The sequence below is a fragment of the Luteimonas sp. A501 genome, from assembly GCF_054052085.1.
Map to the genome: position 1 here is coordinate 21733 of NZ_JBSVRI010000004.1, position 22981 is coordinate 44713.

The 22981-nt window shown below is 70.6% G+C and carries 16 protein-coding genes and 1 pseudogene; 12 read left to right on the plus strand and 5 right to left on the minus strand.

All coding sequences use genetic code 11. The annotated features are described in order from the left end of the window. The first annotated feature begins 155 nt into the window (after window positions 1-155). From ACW7G5_RS11925 to ACW7G5_RS11950, 6 genes are all read left to right on the plus strand, one after another. Window positions 156-398: a hypothetical protein gene (locus tag ACW7G5_RS11925; RefSeq protein WP_457004807.1), complete on the plus strand. Its 243-nt coding sequence runs from the start codon at window positions 156-158 to the stop codon at window positions 396-398. Beyond that, window positions 395-3826 carry an exodeoxyribonuclease V subunit gamma gene (gene recC, locus ACW7G5_RS11930; protein ID WP_457004809.1) on the plus strand — a complete coding sequence of 1144 codons (3432 nt, stop codon included), beginning with the start codon at window positions 395-397 and terminating at the stop codon, window positions 3824-3826. Before ACW7G5_RS11925 ends, recC begins: the two co-directional genes overlap by 4 nt. Beyond that, on the plus strand, window positions 3823-7512 hold the full coding sequence (locus tag ACW7G5_RS11935) for a UvrD-helicase domain-containing protein (RefSeq protein ID WP_457004811.1): 3690 nt from the start codon (window positions 3823-3825) through the stop codon (window positions 7510-7512). Before recC ends, ACW7G5_RS11935 begins: the two co-directional genes overlap by 4 nt. Before the next feature lie 104 nt (window positions 7513-7616). After that, window positions 7617-9425, plus strand: coding sequence for an exodeoxyribonuclease V subunit alpha (gene recD, locus ACW7G5_RS11940; protein ID WP_457005094.1), 1809 nt, complete (start codon window positions 7617-7619; stop codon window positions 9423-9425). 144 nt (window positions 9426-9569) lie between these two features. After that, window positions 9570-9779: a hypothetical protein gene (locus ACW7G5_RS11945; RefSeq protein WP_457004813.1), complete on the plus strand. Its 210-nt coding sequence runs from the start codon at window positions 9570-9572 to the stop codon at window positions 9777-9779. 5 nt (window positions 9780-9784) lie between these two features. Beyond that, complete coding sequence (locus tag ACW7G5_RS11950; RefSeq protein ID WP_457004815.1) at window positions 9785-10177, plus strand: barstar family protein; 393 nt, start codon at window positions 9785-9787, stop codon at window positions 10175-10177. Window positions 10178-10254: 77 nt separating this feature from the next. On the opposite strand, the gene ACW7G5_RS11955 is transcribed toward ACW7G5_RS11950, so the two are convergent. Continuing rightward, entirely contained in the window at window positions 10255-11694 is a 1440-nt protein-coding gene (locus ACW7G5_RS11955) for a flavin-containing monooxygenase (protein WP_457004817.1), read from the minus strand. Between the two features lie 446 nt (window positions 11695-12140). Here ACW7G5_RS11955 and ACW7G5_RS11960 point away from each other — a divergent pair, with 446 nt between their 5' ends. From ACW7G5_RS11960 to ACW7G5_RS11985, 6 genes and pseudogenes are all read left to right on the plus strand, one after another. Further along, window positions 12141-14996, plus strand: a complete 2856-nt coding sequence (locus ACW7G5_RS11960) for a VIT domain-containing protein (RefSeq protein ID WP_457004819.1) — start codon at window positions 12141-12143, stop codon at window positions 14994-14996. Window positions 14997-15029: 33 nt separating this feature from the next. Next, window positions 15030-15196, plus strand: a pseudogene (locus ACW7G5_RS11965) (DUF1905 domain-containing protein); the annotation flags it as partial. 191 nt (window positions 15197-15387) lie between these two features. Continuing rightward, entirely contained in the window at window positions 15388-15573 is a 186-nt protein-coding gene (locus ACW7G5_RS11970) for a hypothetical protein (RefSeq protein WP_457004821.1), read from the plus strand. 88 nt (window positions 15574-15661) lie between these two features. Continuing rightward, window positions 15662-15880 (plus strand): polyprenyl synthetase, encoded by a 219-nt coding sequence (locus ACW7G5_RS11975; protein WP_457004823.1) that lies wholly within the window; start codon window positions 15662-15664, stop codon window positions 15878-15880. A 23-nt stretch (window positions 15881-15903) separates the two neighbouring features. Next, the gene (locus ACW7G5_RS11980; RefSeq protein ID WP_457004825.1) at window positions 15904-16287 is read left to right on the plus strand and encodes a YchJ family protein; all 384 of its coding nucleotides are present in this window, start codon (window positions 15904-15906) and stop codon (window positions 16285-16287) included. A 19-nt stretch (window positions 16288-16306) separates the two neighbouring features. After that, window positions 16307-16783, plus strand: coding sequence for a hypothetical protein (locus ACW7G5_RS11985; protein ID WP_457004827.1), 477 nt, complete (start codon window positions 16307-16309; stop codon window positions 16781-16783). Window positions 16784-16985: 202 nt separating this feature from the next. Here ACW7G5_RS11985 and dcp read toward each other — a convergent pair whose 3' ends face one another. From dcp to htpG, 4 genes are all read right to left on the minus strand, one after another. Beyond that, window positions 16986-19139: a peptidyl-dipeptidase Dcp gene (gene dcp, locus ACW7G5_RS11990; RefSeq protein WP_457004829.1), complete on the minus strand. Its 2154-nt coding sequence runs from the start codon at window positions 19137-19139 to the stop codon at window positions 16986-16988. Window positions 19140-19227: 88 nt separating this feature from the next. Then, complete coding sequence (locus tag ACW7G5_RS11995) at window positions 19228-20055, minus strand: type II toxin-antitoxin system RelE/ParE family toxin (RefSeq protein WP_457004830.1); 828 nt, start codon at window positions 20053-20055, stop codon at window positions 19228-19230. Between the two features lie 190 nt (window positions 20056-20245). Then, complete coding sequence (locus ACW7G5_RS12000; RefSeq protein WP_457004832.1) at window positions 20246-20680, minus strand: DUF3597 domain-containing protein; 435 nt, start codon at window positions 20678-20680, stop codon at window positions 20246-20248. A gap of 127 nt (window positions 20681-20807) precedes the next feature. Continuing rightward, window positions 20808-22766 (minus strand): molecular chaperone HtpG, encoded by a 1959-nt coding sequence (htpG, locus tag ACW7G5_RS12005; protein ID WP_457004833.1) that lies wholly within the window; start codon window positions 22764-22766, stop codon window positions 20808-20810. Window positions 22767-22981: the final 215 nt, after the last annotated feature.

Sequence of the window (22981 nt, forward strand, 5' to 3'; positions counted from 1 at the left end):
TGGCTGAACAGGGGCAGCACCGGGGCGGTCGGACATTATCGCCGATGCGGTCCGGGGGCGCGCGTGGACTCGGGCGCCCTCCGAGGCTCGCTCGCTTTTGTAGGAGCCTGCGACCAGGCTCCGGCATCATGGCCGCCTGGAGCAGGGGAGCTGGAATGGGCGAGCAGAGCCTGGTGGCACACCTGCGCAAGGAGTTCCGCCTCGACTGGGACGGCGTGCACGGCGCGGCGCACTGGGCGCGCGTGCGCTTCCACGGCGGATCGAACGGGCGTGGCGGTGGTCGACACGTGGGAGCAGGTATTGAGCCGGTACGCGCGAAGGGTTCCGCGCGCTGCGCTGCGGTGCCGTCAGGATCTCGCGCGATGCGACGCCATTGCGGCAGGATGGTCGGCCAATGACCGACACGCCCGACTTCCGCCTCTATCACTCCAATGCGCTGGATGTGCTGGCGGGGCTGCTGGCGGCCGAGCTGCGCACGCCGGCGCCCGGGCAGGGCCTGCTCGAGCCCGACGTCATCCTGATCCCGCAGCCGGCCATGCGCCGCTGGCTGCAGGCGACGCTCGCCCAGGCGCACGGCGTCGCCGCGAACCTGGAATTCCTGACCCCGGGCGAGTTCGTGCAGCGCGCGCTGGATGCCAACGTGCCGGGGCGCGGCGACGATCTTGATGCGGCCGCGCTGCGCTGGCGCATCCACGCTGCGCTGGCGGATCCGGCGCTGCTGCGTGAGCGCGCGCTGCAGCCGATGCGCGCCTACCTTGAAGCGTCGCCCGATCCGCTGAAGGCCTGGTCGCTGGCCGGCGAGCTCGCGCAGGCCTTCGAGAAGTACAAGGCCTGGCGCCGCGAATGGCTGCTGGCCTGGGAGGCAGGCGAGGCGCCGCGCGATCCGCAGGCCGCGCTGTGGCGGCGGGTGGCGGGCGGCACGGAACACCGCGCGCGGCGCATCGATGCCTATCTGCGCGGCTTTGCCGACGTCGATGCGCCGCCGCCGTCCGGACTGCCCAAGCGCCTGTTCGCCTTCGCCATCCTCAACGTCTCGCCCGACGTGCTGCGCGTGATCGCGACCGTGGCGCGCACCGGCACGCTGCATCTCTATGTGCCATCGCCGAGCCGCGACTACTGGGGCGACCTGCAGCGCGTGCGCGGCGGCGACCCGGATGCGGCCGCCGGCGAGAACCCGCTGCTGCGCGCCTGGGGCGCGGCCGGGCGCGACTTCATGGCGGTGCTGGGCAACTACGAAGTGGTGCATCCGGACGTCGAATTCCGCGGCGATGCCGATCCCGGCGAGGGCGGCGGCGCGCTGCAGGGCAGCCTGCTGCGGCAGCTGCAGTCGGACCTGTTCCACCGCCGCCCGTCGCCGCCGTTGGTGCCGACCGCGGACGATGCCCGCGCCCGGTTGCCGGCGCTGCGCCACGACGATCCCAGCCTGCAGGTGCACGCCTGCCACACCCGCCTGCGCGAGCTGCAGGTGCTGCACGACCAGCTGCGCGCGCTGTTCGAGGATCCACGCTTCGACCCGCCGCTGGAGCCGCGCGAGGTCGCGGTGCTGGCGCCGGACATCGATCCCTACCTGCCGTATCTGGATGCGGTGTTCGGCGGCCGCGGCCGCGCCGATTCCATTCCCTATGCCGTTGCTGACGCCAGCCCGCTGGCCGGCGAGCCGCTGGCCGAGGTGTTCCTGCGCCTGCTGGCGCTGCCGGTAGCGCGCTTCGGCCTGGTCGAAACGCTCGACCTGCTGGCCAGCCCGCCGCTGGCCGAAGCCGCCGCGCTCGATGCCGCCGCGTTCGCCCGCCTGCACGCCTGGCTGCACGCCGCCGGCGCGCGCTGGGGCCTGGACGCCGCACACCGCGCGCGCCTGGATGCGCCGGCCGACGATGCCTACACATGGGCCTTCGCGCTCGACCGCCTGCTGCTCGGGCACGCCACCGGCAGCGATGCCCCGATCATGAGCCCCGATGGCCAGGTGATCGCGCCGATGCCGGAGCTGGAAGGCAGCGCGCTGGACGCCCTCGACACCCTGGTGCGGCTGCTGCGCGTGCTCGCGCGCCATGCCCGCGTGCTCGATGAAACGCTGACCCCCGACGGCTGGCGCGAGCGCCTTCTGGGCCTGCTCGATGCGCTGCTGCCGCAGCCGCCGTCCTCGCCCGCGACGCGGCGCGCGCTGGACCGCCTGCGCAGCCTGGTCGACGACTTCGCCGCCGATGCGCGCCACGCCGGCGTCGACACCCCCGTGCAGGCCGAGGTGGTGCGCGCGCACTTCAGCGCCGCGCTGTCCGAAGCCGACACCCGCGCGCCGCTGCTCACCGGCGGCGTCAGCATCGGCCGCATGGTGCCGATGCGCCTGCTGCCCTTCCGGGTGATCTGCCTGCTGGGCATGGACGACGGCGCCTTCCCGCGCCGCGATCCCGCCGGCGGCCTGGACCGGCTCACCGCGGACCTCGCCAGCGGCCAGCGCCGCCAGGGCGATCGCTCAACGCGCGATGACGACCGCTTCCTGTTCCTGCAGCTGTTCGCCGCCGCGCAGGACGTGTTCTACGTGAGCTACCAGGGGGCGGACCCGCGCGATGGCAGTGCGCGCGAGCCATCGGTGCTGGTGGCGGATCTGCTGGCGGCCGCGGATGCGCAGCACGCGCCGGAGGCGAAGGCGGGTGAGGCGCTGGTGCTGCGGCATCCGCTGCAGCCGTTCTCGCCCGCCGCGTTTGGCAGCGATGAAGAGCCGCGGCGCTTCTCGTACCACGCGCAGTGGTGGCCGGCGGCGGCGCAGCCTTCGCAGAAGCGGGTAGCGCTGCCGGCGTGGTTTGGCGATCAGGCGCTGGCGGCGCCGGGTGCGGGCGACGACAGCGAGGACAGCAGCACGCTGGCGCTCGACCAACTGCGCCGCTTCCTGCAGGCGCCGGCCGAGGTCTTCCTGAAGCAGCGCCTCGGCCTGCGGCTGGCCGAGGTCGAACAGGTCGATGAGGACGTGGAGCCGCTGCTGGCGCCGGGCCGTGGCTTCACACGCCAGCTGCTGCAGAAGGCCGTGTTCGACGCCGTGCTGCGCGGCGATGACGATGCCACCACGCATGCGCTGCTGCGCGCGCGCGGGCTGCTGCCGTCCGGACCGCTGGGCCGCCGCACCCTGGAAGGTGTGCGCGGCCAGGTGGATGCGTATGCGGCGGCGTTCGGGGAGTGGCGCGGCGCCGCACAGCCCGATGCCCCGCGGCTCGAGGTCGCGATCGATGGCGTGACGCTGCAGGGCGGCGGTGTCGCTGCCGGCAGCCTGACTCTGCACGGTCGCATCGCCGATGCGTATCCGCAGGGCCTGGCGCGGGTGCGCTTCGACCCGCCCGCCGGACAGTCCGCGATCCGCAATGGCCTCGACTGGCTGCTGGCCAGCGCGGCGGGGCAATCCATGCCGCTGATCGAATTCCACGACGGCGGCGAATCCGGCGTCGGCCCGCACGTCCGTGCGCCGCTGGACCCCGAACAGGCACGCGACGTCCTGCGCATGCTGATCAACCTGCGCAGCAAAGGCCTGCGCCGACCGCTGCCGTTCGCGCCCTACAGCGGCTGGGAGCTGTTCCGCGCCGACCGCCTCGAACGCGGCCTGGATCTCGCCGCCAAGCGCTGGCACGGCAGCGACCGCAGCTGGGGCGAAGGCACTGGCGAGGCGCTGCGGCTCGCCCTGCGCGGCCGCGATCCGTTCACCGACGAGGCCACCCAGGTCGCGTTCGTGGACCTGGCGATGGCGATCTATTCCGCGGTGGTGACAGGCAACGTCTACGGCGGCACCGACGTCGGCGCGCTGCGCGACATCGCCGCCGCGCTCGACCTGGAGGACGCGGAATGAGCGCGGCGCGCGATCCCTACCTCGACCTCGCGCTCGACGGTGTCCACGCCATCGAGGCCTCCGCCGGCACCGGCAAGACCTTCACCCTGGCCACGCTGGTGGTGCGCCTGGTGGTGGAGCGCGGCCTGCGCGTGGGCCAGGTGCTGGCCGTCACCTTCACCGAAGCCGCCACGCAGGAGCTGCGCAGCCGCATCCGCGCGCGCCTGCTGCTGGCCGAGCAGTTGGTCGGCGCCACGCTGGCGGCGGATGCCTCGCCCGAAGCAAAGCTGACCCACGCCGTGCTCGAAGCGCACCTGGCGCACGGCAGCGAATCCGCCGACGCCCTGCGCCGCCGCCTGCACGCCGCCGCCAACGACATCGACCTCGCGGCCATCTTCACCATCCACGGCTTCTGCGCCCGCGTGCTGCGCGACCACGCGCTGGAAGTCGGCCAGGCCTTCGATGCGCCGGAGCTGCTCACCAGCGATACCGCCCTGTACGAGGCCATCGCCGCCGACCTCTGGCGCTCGCACGGCAGCGCCGCCGACGCCGCCGACGACCTGCTGGCGCTGTGGCCGGGCGGCCCGCAGGCGCTGGCCGTCGATCTCGCCCCGCTGGTGCGCGAACCCGTGCTGCGCCCGGCTTTGGCCGAACTGCCCGATGATCCGGCGCCGCGGCTGCACGCCAGCGGCGAAGCTCTGGCCACTGCATTCCGCGCGCACGGCGATGATTTCCGCGCGTCGCTGGTCGACGCCGTGGAAGGCAAGATCCTGCACGGCGGCAGCTACAAGACCGCCTGGATCGCCGAGCTGTTCGATGCCCTGCAGCAGTGGTGCAGCGCCGACCAGCGCGGCACGGCGTTCGAACACTCCAAGCTCCCGCAGCTGACCCGCGACACCCTGCTGCTGCGCACCAGCAAGGCCGGTGCCGGCCGCACCCCGGATTCGCCGATCTGCGATGCCGTGCCGGATTACCTTGAAGCGCTCACCGCGATGGCCGAGTGGAAGGACGCCCGCTGCGTCGAACTGCTGCACCGCCTGCGTGACGACGCCCGCCAGCGCGTGGCCCGCGCCAAGCAGCAGCAGCGCGTGCAGACCTATGACGACCTGATCGACCGCGTCGCCGACGCCATCGACGGCCCGCAGGCCGCGGAGCTCGTCGAACGCCTGCGTGCGCAGTACGCCGTGGCGCTCGTCGACGAGTTCCAGGACACCGATGCCCGCCAGTGGCGCATTTTCGACCGCGTGTTCGGCGCCGCCAGCGCCGCGCTGCACGGCCAGGCACCGGCGCTGTACGTCATCGGCGATCCCAAGCAGGCGATCTACGGCTTCCGCGGCGGCGACGTCGAGACCTACCTCGCTGCGCGCGCGACAGCCGAGGATGCGCCGCCGCTGTCGCAGAACTTCCGCTCGCGGCCTTCGGTGCTGCGTGCGGTGTCGGCGCTGTACGCGCAGGCGCAGGCGGCCGCCGATGGCGACACACAGACCGATCAAGCCAAGCGCATCCCGCCGCCCTTCATCGATAGTCGCATCGGCTTCCGCGAGGTCACGCCGGGCGGCGTGCGCAGCGACGACGATTTCCTGCGCCACGGCGCGCCGGCGCCGGCGCTCACCGTGTGGCAGGCGCCGCTGCCGCAGGACACGGACAGCAAGGGCAAGCTCAAACCCTTCAACGCCGGCCCTTCGCGCGAACTCGCCACCCGCGCCTGCGTCGCCGCCATCCACCGCGTGCTCACCGATGCGCGCGACGGCCACGCCAGCATCGAAGGCCGCCCCGTGCAGCCCGGCGACATCGCCGTGCTGGTGCGCTCGCACAACGAGGCCACGCGCATCCGTCATGCGCTGGCGATGGCCGGCATCCCCGCGGTCGCCGCCGGTAAGCAGAGCCTGTTCGCCACGCCCGAGGCGCGCGACCTGCACGCGCTGCTGCTCGCCCTGCTGCACGGCGCCGACGACGGCCGCCTTCGCATGGCGCTGTCCACGGTGCTGGTGGGCCTGGACGCCAACGCGATCGCCGCGCTGGATGACGATGGCGAAGCGCTGCGCGCCTGGCAGCTCACCGCGCTCGCCTGGCGCGACCGCCTGCAGCGCGGCGGCCCGCTCGCGCTCATCAATGAGCTGTGCGCCGAACACGCCGGCCGCCTGCTCGGCCTGCTCGACGGCGAGCGCCGCCTCACCAACACCCTGCAGTTGGCCGAGCTGCTGCAGGACGCGCAGGCGCGCGCGCTCGGCCTGCACGGCCTGGTCGACTGGCTGGCGAACGCCATCGCCGACGCCAATGCCAACGACGAGAGCCAGCTGCTGCGGCTGGAGTCCGACGCCAAGCGCGTGCAGGTGGTCACCCTGCACAAGAGCAAGGGTCTGGAATACCCGCTGGTGTTCATGCCGTTCGCGGCCATCGGCGCGCCCACGCGCAGCCCCGGGCAGCGCGCCGTGGTGAACGGCGAGGGCGGCCGCGCGCTGCACTGGAAGCTGCTGCCGTCGCGCTCCGGCTGGGAAGCCGCGAAAGATGCGTGGACCCTCGCGCAGCGCGCCGAGGACGCGCGCCTGCTGTACGTCGGCCTCACCCGCGCGCGCCACGCGCTGTGGCTGGCCAGCGGGCTCTTCAGCAACCACGACAAGTCGCCGTTGCTGCACATGGTGGCCAAGCCCGACGCGCTGGCCGCGGCGCTCGGCACCGCGGTCGCCATCGACGACAGCACGCCGCCGGCCACGCTGCCGTGGCTCGCGCCGCAATCCACCGACGCCGTGCCGCCCGCGCGCATCGCCACGCGCGCGCTCGCCAGCGACTGGTGGGTCTACAGCTTCACCCAGCTCGCCAACGCCGAAGGCCAGAGCGATGCCTCGGCCAGCGCCACCCAGCCCGCACCCGGCGGCCAGGACGAGCCTGCGGTGGATGCCGATGCCGAGCTTGCGTCGGGCGCCGACCCGGCCGCCGATGCCGACGTCTTCGACCCGCGCTTCGCCGGCACCCGCTTCGGCGTGGTGCTGCACGACGTGCTGGAACACACCGACTTCGCGCGCTGGTCCGCATGGACGCCCGGCGCGCCCGCGCCCGGCCCCGACGACGCCAAGCTGATCGCCGACCGCCTGCGCGCCGGCGGTTACCCGGCCGAGGACATCGACGACGGCATCGGCGTGCTCACCCCGCTCATCGGCCACACGCTCACCGTGGCCCTGCCCGAAGGCGTGCGCCTCGCAGACGTGCCCGCGGACCGGCGCCGCCCGGAGATCGAGTTCCAGTTCGCGCTCGCGCCCACGCGCGTCGACGCGCTGCTCGCGCTGCTGCACCGCCACGGCCTGCTCACCGCGCGCCAGGGCTTCGGCGCCCGGCGCCGGCTGGAGGGCCTGATGACCGGCCTGATCGACCTCACCTACGTGCACGACGGCCGCTGGTACGTGCTCGACTACAAGTCCAACCGCCTGCCCGGCTACGGCCCCGCGCAGCTGGAGGAGGCCATGGCACACAGCGAGTACGACCTGCAGGCGCTGATCTACACGCTGGCGCTGCACCGCTGGCTGCGGTTCCGGCTGGGTGACGGGTATGACTACGCGCGGGACTTTGGCGGGGCGCGGTACGTGTTCTGTCGGGGGCTGGATTCCTCTCGCGAAGACGAAAAGGGGGTGCAGGCGTGGCGGTTCACGCCGGAGCTGGTTGATGAACTTGATGCGTTATTTGCTGGCCAGGCCACGGAGGCTGCGGCATGAGTACGCTTCCGCTCTTTCCGGAGGGGCAGGCCGGCGACGCGACAGCCACCGCCCCTGACGGGCGCGATGCGCCGCCGCCGGAGCAGGCGCACGACACCCGTCGCTTGGGCCTGCTGCAACAACTCGCCAAAGCCGGCGCGCTGCGCACGCTTGACCACGCACTGGCACAGAGCCTGCGCCGCTTGGATCCGGACACGCAGGACAGCGTGCTCGCAGCGGCGGCGCTGGCCTCGCTCGCGGTCGCATCCGGCCACGCCGGCTTCGACCCCGCGAAGCCGCAGCGCCTGGTCGATGCCGCGATCGACTGGCCCACGCCCGAGGCCTGGACGGCGGCGCTCGAAGCCTCGCGCTGGGTCGCCCGCCCTGACGCTGGCGATGCCGAATCCGCCGCCGACGCCCCGCTCGTGTACGAACACGGCCTCGTCTACCTGCGCCGCTACCGCGAGTACGAGCGCCGCCTGGCCGACGGCCTGCGTCGCATCGGCCGCGCCGTGCCGCATGCAGGCGCGGCCGGCGATGGCGACGACGTGCAGGTCCCCACGCAGCTCGCGCCCCTCTTCGCCCAGCTCTTCCCCGAAGCCGCCACCAGCGACGACCCCCAGTCCCGCGCCGCCGCCGCCGCGCTCCGGCACAGCCTGCTGCTGGTCACCGGCGGCCCCGGCACCGGCAAGACCACCACCATCACCCGCATGCTGGTGCTGCTGGCAGCGCAAGCGCTCGAAGCCGGCGCCGCGCCGCCGCGCATCGCCCTGGCCGCGCCCACCGGCCGCGCCGCCGAACGCATGGCCGAAAGCGTCCGCAACGCCGTGCAGGCGCTGCCCGCGCTCGGCGTCGACCCCGCGCTGTGCGCGCAGCTGCCCACCACCGGCACCACGCTGCACCGCCTGCTCGGCACCATCCCCGACTCCCCGCGCTTCCGGCACCACACCGACAACCCGCTGCCGTTCGACGTGGTGGTGGTGGACGAAGCCTCGATGATCGACCTGCCGCTGATGGCCAAGCTGGTCGAAGCCGTGCCCGACGGCGCGCGCCTGGTCCTGCTCGGCGACCCCGACCAGCTGCCCTCGGTGGAAGCGGGCGACGTGCTCGCCGGCATTCTGCGCGCCGCCCAAGCCACTGCCCCCGGCGCTACCTTCCCGGCCCGGCACGTCCACCTCACCCGCGGCTACCGCCAGAGCGCGGCGCTCGACCTCGCGCCGCTGGCTGCTGCTGTGCGCGAAGGCGACACCGCCACTGCGCTGTCACTGCTGCGCGGCGATGAGCTTGCCGGCGTGCATTTCCACGAAGGCAACGCCGACCCGCTGCAGTCGCATCGCGAGCATCTGCTCGCGCACTGGGCCTCGCTCGCCGATGCCAGCGACCCCGCCGACGCCCTCGCACGTGCCGGCCGCCTGCGCATCCTCACCGCCGTGCGCGAAGGGCCGCAGGGCGCACGTGGGCTCAATGCGCGCATCGAGGAGATGCTGGCCGGCACGCGACGCGGCGCCGGCCCTGCGTCCGCCGCAAGCCGCTACTTCCACGGTCGATTGCTGCTGGTGACCGAGAACAGCTACCGGCATCGCCTGTTCAATGGCGACATCGGCATCTGCCTGCGCGACGGCAGCGGCACGCTGATGGCGTGGTTCCCGGGCGACGATCCGCAGAACCCACGACCGTTCCATCCGGCTGCACTACCCGCGCATGACAGCGCGTTCGCAATGACGGTGCACAAGGCCCAGGGGAGCGAGTTCGACGAGGTGTGGCTGGTGCTGCCGGAGCGCTTCAACCGCGTGCTCTCGCGGGAGCTGGTGTACACCGGTATGACCCGCGCACGTCGCCAGCTGCATGTGGCAGGGCGGGCGGACGTCATCACCGACGCGCTGGCGCAGCACGCGGGGCGGTGGTCAGGGTTGGGGTGGCGCTTGCAACATTAGTCCGTAGCGCGGCGCCACCGGTCGGGCCCGCTACGCGCGATATCACGTCTGCACAGGATCATCCGCCCGGGCTTGTCCGCTAGAATTCCAGCGTGCTCGCCAGACGGGGCCGGTGCTGCATCTTCAACGGGAAGCGGGGGATACATGCGCGTCAGGGAAAGCACTATCGAGCAGGAGCTGATCGAAAAGCTCGGCGAGCTCAAGTACACGCTGCGGCCGGATATCCGTGACCGCGCGGCGCTGGAACGCAATTTCCGCGAGAAGTTCGAGGCACTCAACCCCGTCGATCCGGTGCATTACTCTTCGATAGACCGAGGATGTCCAGCGATGGTTGCGCGAGATCAGGTTCTCTGATTCCCATGTCTGCATCGGTGACCCTCGACGGCAACCGCATCCACGACATCCCGTCGTTCTACGCCGAGATCAACCGTGTCTTCATGACCGGCGTCGACTGGCAACTCGGTCCCAGCCTCGACGCTCTGCACGATATGCTCCATGGCGGCTACGGCGTGCTCGAAGGCGAGGCGCCGGTGACGCTGGTCTGGACACACTTCGAGGCAAGCCGCGTTGCGCTCGGCATCGACACCACTCGCCAGTACCTGCTCGCAAAGCTCGAGCAACCGGGGCGCTTCGACTTCGACCGCATCCGTCGCCAGCTCGACGCGCTCGAGGCCGGGGAGGGCCAAACCTATTTCGAGATCGTGCTGGAGATCATCGGGGCGCATCCGAACATCACTCTGGTCACCGCTTGATGCCGTGCGCCGGCTGCCTCGCGTCGAGCGACTTCGCCGTGTGTCGGCTCAGGCGATGGTCCCACCCGACCGGTGGCTCACTTGGCTCGCACCACTTCACGACCGTGCTCGGCGCTGCCGCGGATCATGCGCATCCTCGGCACCTGCTTCACCTCTAGCTGGTCTTCCAACCCGCGCGAATCGTCAAGAAACGCCTGCAGCGAATCATCCATCGCCTCCATCCACCGCGTGTGGTGCCGCGGCGCCAGCGTGCCGGTGATCGTGGAGCGGTAGCTCTTGTCGCGGTAGTCGAGGATGCCGGCCTGCTTGTCGCGCTGCCACTCTTTGAGCATGTCGGCCATCTTCTCGATCGCGAACTCGGGGTAGTCGGTGCGGTCCACGAGATCGCGCACGTAGGCCGCCTGGAAATCGATGTCGTCGTCGGCGCCGGCGCATGCGTTCTCGCGCGCGAACCAGGCGTCGCTGTCGGCGCGCATGGCCTCGGTGTCGGGCAGCGCGGTGCGGCCCAGGATCGCATCGCGCGCAAGCCAAGCCTGAGCGTCGAACATGTTGAACGTGTAGTACTGGTCCTGCATGCCCAGGTAGACCAGCTTGGGGTTGTCGATCCAGAACACGCCCTTGAACAGCTCCCGCGGGTACAGGCGGTTGCTGGTGCGCAGGGTCAGGTCGTCGGGCAGGAAGGGGAAGTGGTGCTGGTAGCCGGTGCACAGGATGATCGCGTCCACGTCCTGGCTGCTGCCGTCGACGAAGTGAGCGGTATTGCCTTCCATCCGCGTCAGCAGCGGGCGCTCGCTGAAGGCCTCCGGCCAGTCGTGGCCCATCGGCGCGCTGCGGTAGCTGAAGGTCACCGACTTGGCGCCGTACTTGTAGCACTGGGTGCCGATGTCCTCGGCCGAATAGCTGCTGCCAACCAGCAGCAGGTCCTTGCCGGTGAACTCGCAGGCGTCGCGGAAGTCGTGGGCGTGCAGCACGCGGCCGGGGAACTGCGACAGGCCCTCGAACGCGGGCGCGTTGGGCGTGGAGAAATGCCCGGTGGCCACCACCACCCAGTCGAACTCCTCGCTCACCATGCGGTCGTCCTTGAGCTCGCGCACGGTGACGGTGAACTTGCCGGTCTCTTCGCTGTATTCGACCGCGTGCACGGCGGTGTTGAAGCGGATCTGGTCGCGCAGGCCGCTGCGCTCGATCCGCCCCATGATGTAGTCGCGCAGCACGGGCCGCGGCGGATACGAGGCGATCGGGCGGCCGAAGTGCTCCTCGAAGCTGTAGTCGGCGAACTCCAGGCACTCCTTGGGCCCGTTCGACCACAGGTAGCGGTACATGCTGGCGTGCACCGGTTCGCCATGCTGGTCCAGGCCGGTGCGCCAGGTGTAGTTCCACATCCCGCCAAGGTCGGACTGCTTCTCGAAACAGACGATCTCGGGGACGTCGGCACCCGCGCGGCGGGCGGCATCGAAGGCGCGAAGCTGGGCCAGGCCGCTGGGGCCGGCGCCGAGAACGGCGATTCGCTGGGTCATGCTTGGTGTCACTCCTTGGTGTGTCGCGCCGGCAGACAGGCACGCGGACGCCCGGTTGCAGCGGGCTGCACCCGATGGACCGCTGGAAGAAGTACGTCGGAGCTCCGACCGGAGCCTGGCTCCGTTCCTGCCGATACCGGGCATGGCGTTCGCGCGGGGGACATCGCCAATGGCGGCCCAAGTGGGCCGAACTTCGTCGAATACGAAGCTAATTGACGGCAAAATGCGCGAAACTGCGGCGATTCTAGCACAGCGCAGGGGCCACTCCCCGGCGCGAGTTGAAGCGCCTCGCCCGACGCGGCGTGGCGCAACGCGCATCACCTGGTCGATGCCATGGCGTTGTCGCCCCGAATTGCGCCGACCCCACCGGGTCCGGCTATTGTTGCGGCCAGCGCCACCCCGGAGGGCGCGGTCAACCGACCGCGCGGGGTAGGCAAGGGGATCGCATGCGGTACTTCGCGCTGTTCGTGGCCGTGCTCTCCGGGCTTTGCATCGGGTCATCGCCCGTGCAGGAACCCGTCCGTCGCATCGCGCCCATGGCCATGCAGGCCGACCATGCCGAGGTCCCGGTCCGGCTTGCGTCGGCGGCGATCGCGGTGGATGCCGCGGCCGGCATGGCGCAGACGACCATCGACATGACCTTCCACAATCCCAACGCGCGGGTGCTGGAGGGTTGGCTGGAGTTCCCGCTGCAGCCGGGCCAGAGCGTGGTCGGGTTCGCCTTGGACATCGACGGCCGGATGCGCGATGCCGTGCCGGTCGAGAAGGAGCGCGCCCGCCAGGTGTTCGAATCCATCGAGCGCCGCCAGGTCGATCCGGGCCTGCTGGAGCAGACGCAGGGCGAGTTCTTCCGGGTGCGGGTCTATCCGCTTCCGCCGCGTGGGGAGCGCCGCGTGCGGGTCATCGTGTCCGAAGCCCTCCGGCGCGACAGCGCGGGGTGGTCGACAACCGTGCCGCTGCAGTTCGCGCGCGAACTGCCGGAGGTGCAGGTCACCGTGCGGTCCGCTGAAGCGCCGGTTGTCACCGGCACCGTGCGCCCGGCGCGTGTCGCGAGCAGTGCCGGCGAGCACCGCATCGCGGTCGCGCGCGGCAACACGCGTCCCGGCCAGGGCATCACGCTGCAGTTCCCGGGCGCGGCCGCGCCGCGCTTCCACAGCCAGCGGCATGGCGACGGCACGTACTTCGTGGCCGAGGTCCCCGCCGGTGGCGCCGCGGTGGAACGCCGGCTGCCCGGCTCGGTCGGCCTGCTCTGGGATGCCTCGATGTCCGGGGCGCGGCGCGCGCATGATCTCGAGTTCGCGCTGCTGGATGCCTACTTCCGCAAGGCGGGCACGGTCGACGTGCAGTTGGTCCGGCTGCGCGATGTCGCGGATCCGGTCGAGCGCTTCCAGGTCCGCAACGGCGACTGGTCGGCATTGCGTCGTGCGCTGGAAGGCACGGTGTACGACGGCGCGACGCGTCCCGATGGCTGGCGACCGGATCCGGGCGTCGGCGAGTACCTGCTGTTCGGCGACGGCCTGTTCAACTACGGCGCGTCCGGATTCCCCAGCCTCGGTGCCACGCAGCGCCTGTTTGCCGTGCACGCGGGCGGCGGCGGCGACAGCGCACGGCTGCAGGCATTGGCCGAGGCCAGCGGCGGCGCCTTCATCGGCATCCGCGACAGCGCCGCACTGGCGGCGGCCGAACGCGAACTCCTTCATGACGCGCCCCGGCTGACGACCCTGGAGGGCCTTGGCGTGACCGACCTGGTCGCCGCGTCCATCCACGCGCGCGACGGGGTGTTCCGCATCGCAGGGCGCCTGGCCGACGCCCAGTCCGCGCTGCGACTGCAGGTCACCGACGCCGCGGGCCACCACCGGTCTGTGGACGTTCCGCTCGATACCCTCGTCGAGGGCCATCTCGCGGCGCGCGTCTGGGCGAGCTACAGGCTCGCCGCGCTCCAGTCCGACCCGCGCCGGCACCGTGCCGCCATTGCCGGACTGGGCAAGGACTTCGGCATGGTGACGCCGCAGACCTCGCTGCTGGTGCTCGACGACGTGGAGGACTACGCCCGTTACGACATCCAGCCTCCCGCGGAACTTCGCGAGGCGTTCGCGCGGCTGCAGGGCGAGCGGCAACGCACGCGTTCGGCGGGACGGCAGCAGCGGCTCGACGCCATCGCCGAGGACTGGAATGCACGCGTGGAGTGGTGGGAAGCCCCGTTCCCGAAGGACGGCCGGGGTCCGTCCAGCGCGTCGGCGGAGTCTGAAGAGCCGCCCGTGGTGTTCGACGACCCCTCGCCGGTCGACACGCCCGCGCCGCCGCCGGCCCCGTCCGCATCGGCCGCATCGTCGGTCCTCGATCGGATCGAAGTCACGGGCTCGCGGCTCGAAGAGGGCGACGAGGCCGCGTACGGCGCATCCATCACGCTGGCGCCCTGGCGCTCCGACGCGCCCGCGGCGCGACGCCTGCGCCAGCTCCCCGCCGACCAGGTGTATCCGCACTACCTCGACGAGCGCGCGCGCAACGCGTCGGGGACGGCGTTTTACCTCGACGTCGCCGATGTCCTGTTCGAGAAGAAGCAACCGGCGCTGGCACTGCGCGTGCTGTCCAACCTGGCCGAGATGGACCTCGAGAACCGCCACGTGCTGCGCGTACTGGCCTATCGCCTGATGCAGGCCGGGCAACCGAGCCTCGCCGTCGACGTGCTTGAGCGCGTGCAGGAGATGGGTGGCGAGGAGCCGCAGACGTACCGCGACCTCGGGCTTGCGTACGCGGCGGCAGGCCGACCGCAGGAGGCGATCGAGCGCCTGTACGAGGTCGTCGAGGGCGAGTGGGATCCGCGCTTCAGCGGAGTGTCGGAAATCGCGCTCGCGGAGCTCAACGGCATCGTCGCTACTTCCCGGTCGCCGCTCGACACGTCGTTCGTCGACCGCCGCCTGCTTCGCAACCTGCCGCTCGCACTCAGGACGGTGCTGAGCTGGGACAGCGACAACAGCGACATGGACCTGTGGGTGACCGATCCCGATGGAGAGAGGGCGTACTACGGCAACCGCCTGACCTACCAGGGCGGACGCATGTCGCAGGACTTCACCGGCGGGTACGGGCCCGAGGAATTCGCCCTTCGCAAGGCCAGGCGGGGCTCGTACAAGGTCGAGGCGAACTTCTTCGGTGACAGCCAGCAGCTCGTGACCGGCGCCACCACGCTGCAACTGTGGCTGTCCACCAACTTCGGACAGGCGAACCAGCACGACCGCACCGTGACGCTCCGGCTGACGGACGTGCGCGAGACCGTGCTGGTCGGGGAATTCGAAGTGGAATAAATTTTCGGCCAGAGAGAGGAAGGCGTGCTTGGCGCGAGCGCCAAGCTCCCGACCCGCAGCCAGGTAACGGTGGAGGGCACCTTCGCCTCGGCGCCGTTCCAGGCTACCTTGGAGCCGGATGGCCAGGACAGCCACTGGCTGAAGTCGACAAGGCACTGATCGAAGCCGCCGGGGTGCAGCCCGGCGACTCCGGCTCGCTCCACTAGGCGTCGTCGGCCATCGTCGCCAGCTTGCGGCCGATCACGGCGCAGTAGTGCAGCGGGTTGCCCTCGATCGAGATTCGGTTTGATGTTGAACGCGATCCAGCCGCCGTCGGCGATCAGGTTGAAGGCGCGGTGGAACGCTGCCACCAGGCGCCGACACACGCTTCGCCGACAACGGCGCCGAGCGCATGCAGGGGTTGGTCACCGAACCTTATGCCGCGTTCGCGAACCTGGTCTTCGAGGGCCTGTCGCAGGTCGAGGCGGGGACGCGTCCGGAGGACGTTGCGGACGCGGTGTGGCAGGCCGCGAACGATACGTCGGCGCGCCTGCATTTCCCGGCGGGTACCGATGCGGTGCGGGCACTGCTGGGCTGAGAGCCGCCAGAACGGCTCCGCCACCCGCCGCGTCGCCACTTCCGCGCATGCCTCACAATGCACCGTCCCACGCACGATCAGGAATGTCATGGACGTTGAAGCTCTCCTCCGCGCGGCCCTCTGCGAAGCCGGCTATGGCCCCGATGCCATCGGTTCCGCGATGCCGCAGATCATGCGGATCCTGCATGCAGAGGACGTACGCATCGAAGCCGGCCGCACTCTGTCGCGCAAGGAGCGCGATTACGTGCGCGTGCAGCTCGAGCTGGGCCTCGATGTGTCGGAGATCGTGGCCGGCCTCAAGCGCTGATTTGCGCGACCCCCCTACACACCATGTCCCAACCTTGCCCCTGCAACCCCTCGACGACCTACGCCGCCTGCTGCCAGCCCTCGCACGACGGCGCTCCCGCCGCCACCGCCGAGGCGCTGATGCGCTCCCGCTACAGCGCCTACGTGCTTGGCCTGCGTGATTACCTCGCGGCCACCTGGCATCCCGCCACGCGGCCGGATCCGTTCGAGCTGGACGACACGCCGGGCCTGCGCTGGCTGGGACTCGAGGTCAGGCGCCACGCCGCGCTCGGCGACGACACCGCCGTGGTCGAATTCGTCGCCCGCTACAAGACCGGTGGCGCACCCGCGCTGCGTCTGCACGAGGTGAGCCGGTTCGAACGGGTGGACGGGCGGTGGCTGTACGTCGACGGCGAGTTTCCGCAGTAGTCATTGGCCCAATCCGCGCATGCTGGTCGCGGTGGTCACCATGCCCGACGGGGAATGGCGGAGGGTCATGGTGGACGACACGTTGGTGCCACGCGCGGAGATCCCGGCAATGGATGATGTCCTCTGCACGGACGGGGTCTGCGGAGTGGAATTCCGCCCGAACCGGACATGGCAGGTATCCCTGGGCAGCTGGTGGAGCGCGGGGTCCTGGCGCATGCGGACCGTGACTTTTACGTTCCGGTTTGAAGGCGACTGCATGCGGCTGGTCGGCTATGACGAGAGGGATCTGCACCGGGGGGCCGGCGAGATCATGGAGACCAGCGTGAACTACCTCAGCGGTCGCGCGTGGATGCAGCCCGACCACATCGGTGGCGAGGAACCGGGTCCGAAGCAGTGGACCCGGCTCGCTTCCAGGGAGCGTGTCTGCATCGCCGACGTGGGCCATGGCCTGTCGTTCACGCCGGGCCTGCTGGAACCGGCGCGGATGCCGCAGTAAGACGCTGCCGGCTTCGGTCTAATGGTGTCTGAGCGTCGCGCCGCGTGGCTTCACCCACGGCCTGAAATACCTCATGGCGACAGAGTGATTCCAGCGGAGCCGGTACAGCACGCCGGTGATGTACCGGCTTCGTTGATCGCGGCTGTAGCCGCTCCCACAAAAGAAAAGGCCCCGGCCGGATGTTGCCGGGGCCGTGGGTGGCTCAGTTCAGGCCGCGGTGCTCGAGGAGGGGCTCCACGCTCGGCTCCTTGCCGCGGAACTCGCGGTAGGCCTCGGCCAGATCCCGCGAATGCCCGATCGACAGGATCTTCTCGCGGAACACCTGGCCGTTCTCGCGCGTCAGCCCGCCGTTCTCGCGGAACCACTGGAACGCGTCGTGATCCAGCACCTCGGCGCCGAAGTAGGCGTAATAGCCGGCCGCATAGCCGCCGCCCCAAATGTGGCTGAAGTAGTTGGTGCGGTAGCGCGGCGGCACCGCCGCCAGGTCCACCTTGTACTTCGCCAGCGCTTCCTTCTCGAACGCGTCGACGTCCTTCTTCGCGTCACTCGCCGGCAGCGTGTGCCATGCCATGTCCAGCAGCGCCGCCGACAGGTACTCGGTGGTCGCGTAGCCCTGGTTGAAAGTGCGCGCGCGCACCATCTTCTCCACCAGCGCCTGGGGCATCGGCTCGCCGGTCTGGTAGTGCTTGGCGTAGTTGGCGAACACCTTCGGATCCAGCGCCCAGTGCTCGTTGAACTGCGAGGGGAACTCGACGAAGTCGCGCGGCACGTTGGTGCCGGCCACGCTCGGGTACGTGGTCTTGGAGAAGATGCCGTGCAGGGCGTGGCCGAACTCGTGGAACAGCGTGGTGGTGTCGTCGAAGCTCAGCAGGGCCGGCTGGCCTTCGGCCGGTTTGGTGTAGTTCTCGACGTTGTAGATCACCGGGATGTCGCCGGTCAGGCCGTTCTGCTCGACGAAGTTGCCCATCCACGCGCCGCCCTGCTTGCTCTCGCGCTGGAACGGATCGAGGTAGAACAGCGCCAGCTGGGTGCCGTCGGCGTCGAAGATGTCGAACACGCGCACGTCGGGGTGGTAGACCGGGAGGTCCGTGCGCTCCTTCGCGGTGATGCCGTAGAGCTGCTCGGCGGCGAAGAACACGCCGTCCTTCAGCACGCGGTCGAGCTCGAAGTAGGGCTTGATGGCTTCGGCATCGAGGTCGAACTCGGCCTTGCGCACCTGTTCGGCGTAGAAGTCCCAGTCCGCCGCGCCGGCGGTGAAGCCGCCGCCCTGGGCGTCGACCAGGGCCTGGATCTTCGCAAGCTCGGCGTTGGCGCGCGCGGTGGCCGCGGGCACGGTGTCGGTCAGGAGCTTCAGCGCAACCTCGGGGGTGCCCGCCATCTGGTCGGCGATGCCGTAGGCGGCGTAGCTGGGATAGCCCAGCAGCTCGGCCTTGCGCGCGCGCAGTTCGGCCAGGCGCTGGATGGTGGCGCGGGTGTCGTTGGCGTCGCCCTTTTGCGCGCGCGCAAGGGAAGCGGCCATGACCTGCTCACGCACGCCGCGGTCGGTCAGCGATGCCAGCACCGGCTGCTGGGTGGTGTTCTGCAGCACCAGCAACCACTGGCCGTCCTTGCCGTCGGCCTTCGCGGCCTCGGCGGCGGCGGCGATCGTGGCCTCGTCCAGGCCGTCGAGCTTGGCGACGTCGTCCACCAGCACGCCGCCGGCCTTGGTCGCGGCCAGCAGCTTGTTGGAGAAGGCAGTGGTCAGCGAGGACTCTTCGCTGTTGAGCTTGCGCAGCTCGGCCTGCTTGTCGGCATCAAGCTCGGCGCCGGCGCGAACGAAGCTGTCGTAGGTGTGCTCAAGCAGGGTCAGCTGCTCGGTGGTGAGGCCGAGCTCCGCGCGCTGGTCATGCAGGGTCTTCACCCGCGCGAACAGCGCGGGATCGAGGTGGATGGCGTCGCCGTGCTCGGCGAGCTTCGGCGCCAGGGCTTCCTCGGCCGACTGCAGCGCCGGGTTGGTGTTGGCCGAGGTCATGGCGAAGAACACCGACGCGGCGCGCGTCAGCAGGGTGCCGCTGCGCTCCAGCGCCTCAATGGTGTTGGCGAAGTCCGGCGCCGCGGTGTTGTCGGCGATCCCGCGCACCTCGGCCAGGTGCTGGCGCATGCCTTCTTCGATCGCAGGCTGGTAGTGCGCGTCCTCGATGCGGTCGAACACCGGTGCCTGGAACGGCAGGGTGCTGGCGGCGAAAAGCGGATTCTCGCCCTGGGCGGGGGCGGCGGGCGTGGCGGCGGTAGTCGGCATCGGCGGCTCGGTGGCGGTGCGGTCGCAGGCGCTCAGGGCGAGGGCGATCGCGGAGGACAGCAGCAGTGTACGCAGCATGGAATGGTGCTCCGGAGGGGGCGGGACAAGGGTTTGCCCGCAAGAGTGTGCCTGCAGCGCCCGCAGGGGACGTGCCGTTCGGCATGGTTCACCGGTATGGGCCCGGCCCGCTCCAGAGCAGTTCGCCCTGCCGGTACACCCGATCCATGGTGATGACCTTGCGCGCATCGCCGATCTCCGCCAGCCCGGGATCGTCCGGTTCGACCAGGCGGCAGGGGCCGGATTCGCGCCGGAGCGCGGTTTCCAGCGGGCAGACCATGAGCCGGCGCGTGCCCGGCAGCGGCAGGTAGAGCTCGGTCATGCCGGCGTCGCGCCATTCGCGCAGCCTGGCTTCGCCCAGCAGGTCGTAAATCACCTGGAAGCCACCGGCTTCCATGTTGGTTTCGGCGGCGGACGCGTTGTACCTGCGGCCGCGGTCGGTGGCGGGGCTGCGCGCGGGGCCGGCGTTCACCGGCGCGTGGTGTTCGGGGAGCATCCCCGGCGGCTGGCCGCGGACGTGGCGGCGGGGACGCGGCGGCGCCGCGGCGCTGGCGGGAGGTTCCGCGGTCTCCCGCGTGGCCTGCGCATCCGGCGGCAGGGATTCGTCGGCCTGGACGACCCGGGTGACCTGGAGCGGCGAGGTGGCCGGGGGTCGGATCGCTTCGCGCGGCGGCACGGGCTCCAGCGGCGTCTCGGGCGGCGAGGGTGGCTGCTCGGGGGGCGACGGGATGGGGTCGGCCACGTCGATGAAGGTGACGTCGATCCGGCTGCCGCCCGCGCTGCCTTCGGGATTGGACATCGTGACCGGGGCGGCCGACATCGCAAGCAGGGCCAGCAACAGGTGCAGCAGCGCGCTCAGCAGCGCGGCGATCCAGGGCTGCAGGCGCTCGATGCGGGGCTCGGTCCCGGCGGCGGCCCGGCGTGACGTGTTGCTCATGCGGCCGGCTGTGCGACGGAGGTGCGGGCCTTCATGGGGAATCTGCAGGGCAGGGCGGGAAGGGCGGCATCGTAACGCGTCCGGCCGCGATGCCGCGGTCCGGTACGCAATGACGCCCCGACCGGGGCCGAGGCGTCATCGATGCCGGGCGGGCGCGCCGCGACGTGTCCGCCGCGGCGCGCCAGGTGGCTCAGTCCTTCAGCGAATCCGGAACCTTGCCGCCGTTCTCGGCCAGCTTGCGCATCACCGCCTTGTGCAGGGCCAGGTTCTGCTCGGCGCTGCCGTGTGCGCCGGCGTTGACGTCGAGTTCGGCGGCCAGCTCCTTGCGCGCATCCAGGTTGGAATCCAGGTCGAGCAGCTTCAGCAGGTCGACGATGGAATGGCGCCAATCGCTCTTGCCGCCCTTGCTCTCGGCCATGCCGGAGAGCACCGCCTCCACGTCGACCGGTGCGGCGGCCGGCGGGGCCGCGGCGGGGGTGGGTGCAGGCGGCGAGACCTTCGGGTCCTGCGTGCTGCCGCTGAAGATGACCGGTGCCGGCTTGTTGCCGGCGGCCGGAGCGGGGGTGGATTCCGGCGCGCTCTTGCGGCCGAAGATGCGTTCGGAAATCTTGGAAAACAGGCCCATTTCAACACTCCGCGGAAAAGAATGGTCGATTGTGCAGGCGGCAGGGGTAAGAGCGTATGAAGGCGCCGTCCGGACGGCAGAAGGCCCCGGCGCGTGCCGGGGCCCGGTCTGCGGCGCGCTGTTCCGCTCAGTCGACGAGCAGGCGGTTCATGCGCTGCACGAAGGCGGCGGGGTCGGGTAGCGGGGCGCCGGCGGCAAGCTCGGCCTGCTCAAGCAGCAGGGTGGCCAGGTCGGTGGCGCGGGCGTCGTCGGTTTCGCCCTGCAGCTTGCGCACCAGCGCGTGCTGCGGGTTGATCTCGAGCGTGGGCTTCTGCTCGGGCACGTCCTGGCCGGCTTCGCGCAGGAGGTGCGCGAGGTGCGGTGCCATCTCCCATTCCGACAGGGCAAGGCACGAGGGTGAGTCGGTCAGGCGTGCCGACACGCGCACGTCTTCGACGCGTTCGCCAAGCAGGCCCTTGATCCGCTCAAGCAGCGGCGCGGCGGCACCGGTGGCGTCTTCAAGCTTCTGCTTCTCCGCTTCGTCCAGCGGCAGCTCGCCCTTGGCCACGTGCTTCAGCGGCTTGCCGGCGTACTCGCGCAGCTGGCCCAGCATCCATTCGTCGATGCGGTCGGACATCAGCAGCACTTCGATGTCCTTCGCGCGGAAGGCTTCCAGCTGCGGGCTGCCGGTGGCGGCCTTGTAGCCGTCGGCGGTGACGTACCAGATGGCGTCCTGGCCCGGCGACATGCGGGCGATGTAGTCATCGAGCGCAACGGTCCGCGCGGCGCCCTCGCCCTTGGTGGAGGCGAAGCGCAGCAGCTTGGCGATGCGCTCGCGGTTGGTGGCGTCCTCGACGATGCCTTCCTTCAGCGTGTTGCCGAAGGCCTTGAGGAAGGCGGCGAACTTCTCCGGCTCGTCCCGCGAGAGGCGCTCGATCAGGTCGAGCACGCGCTTCACACAGGCGCCCTTGATGCGCTCGAGCTGGCGGTTGTGCTGCAGGATCTCGCGGCTGACGTTGAGCGGAAGGTCGTCGGCATCCACCACGCCGCGCACGAAGCGCAGGTAGTTCGGCAGCAGCTCTTCGGCGGCGTCCATGATGAAGACGCGCTTGATGTAGAGCTTCAGGCCCTTGCGCTCGTCGCGGCCGCCCATCATCAGGTCGAACGGCGGCTGCGCCGGCAGATACAGCAGCGTGGTGAAGCTCTGGCTGCCCTCGACGCGGTTGTGCGACCAGGCCGCGGCATCGTTGAAGTCGTGGCCGAGCGACTTGTAGAAGTTCTGGTACTCCTCGTCGCTGATCTCGGCCTTGGGGCGGGTCCACAGGGCGGAGGCGTCGTTGACGGTTTCCCATGTGGCCGCCGGCTTCGCCGAATCTTCCTTGCCTTCGTCGAGCTTGTCAGCGTCCGCCACGGCATCATCGCCGGTGCCGCTTGCGCCGTCGTCGCTATCCGCGCCCGCCGCCGCGTCCTTCGGCATCCGGATCGGGAACGCGACGTGGTCGGAGTACTTGTGCACCAGAGATCGCAGCTGCCAGGCGTCGAGGAATTCGTCTTCGTCCGCCTTCAAGTGCAGCACCACGGTGGTTCCGCGCCCGGGCAGTGTCACGTCTTCCAGCGTGTACTCGCCGCGGCCGTCGCTTTCCCACTTCACACCGGTTTCGGGCGCGGCGCCGGCGCGGCGGGTGAACACGGTCACGCGGTCGGCGACCACGAAGGCGGAGTAGAAGCCCACGCCGAACTGCCCGATCAGGCGCGCGTCGGCCTTCTGCTCGCTGCCCATGGCCTCGAGGAAGCGGCGGGTGCCGGAGCTGGCGATGCTGCCGATGTTGGCCACCACCTCGTCGCGGTCCATGCCGATGCCGGTGTCGCGCAGGGTGATCGTGCGCGCGTCCTTGTCCCAGCTGACGTCAATGCGCAGCTCGGGCTCGCCGGCCAGGAGCTCCGGGTTGGCGATCGACTCGAAGCGCAGCTTGTCGCAGGCATCCGATGCGTTGGAGATCAGCTCGCGCAGGAAGATTTCCTTGTGCGAGTAGAGCGAATGCGTGACCAGGTGCAGCACCTGGGCGACTTCGGCTTCGAACTTGCGGGTCTCGGTGGTCGTGGTCATGGAGCGTGTCCTTTGCAAAACGGCAGGCAGGCTGCGGATATGCGTGCCGCGGCGCCGAATTCAAGCTCAATGCGGAGAACGCCGGGCTTGACTCGGCCGGAGCGCGGCAGATCCCGCAGCGTCCGGGGGCACTGATCGCCAAAGGAAAGCCGGGCCGGACCGGGACTTTCGAGCGATGCCCCGCGCGGGCGCGGCGATTATCGTGGGTGGTTTGG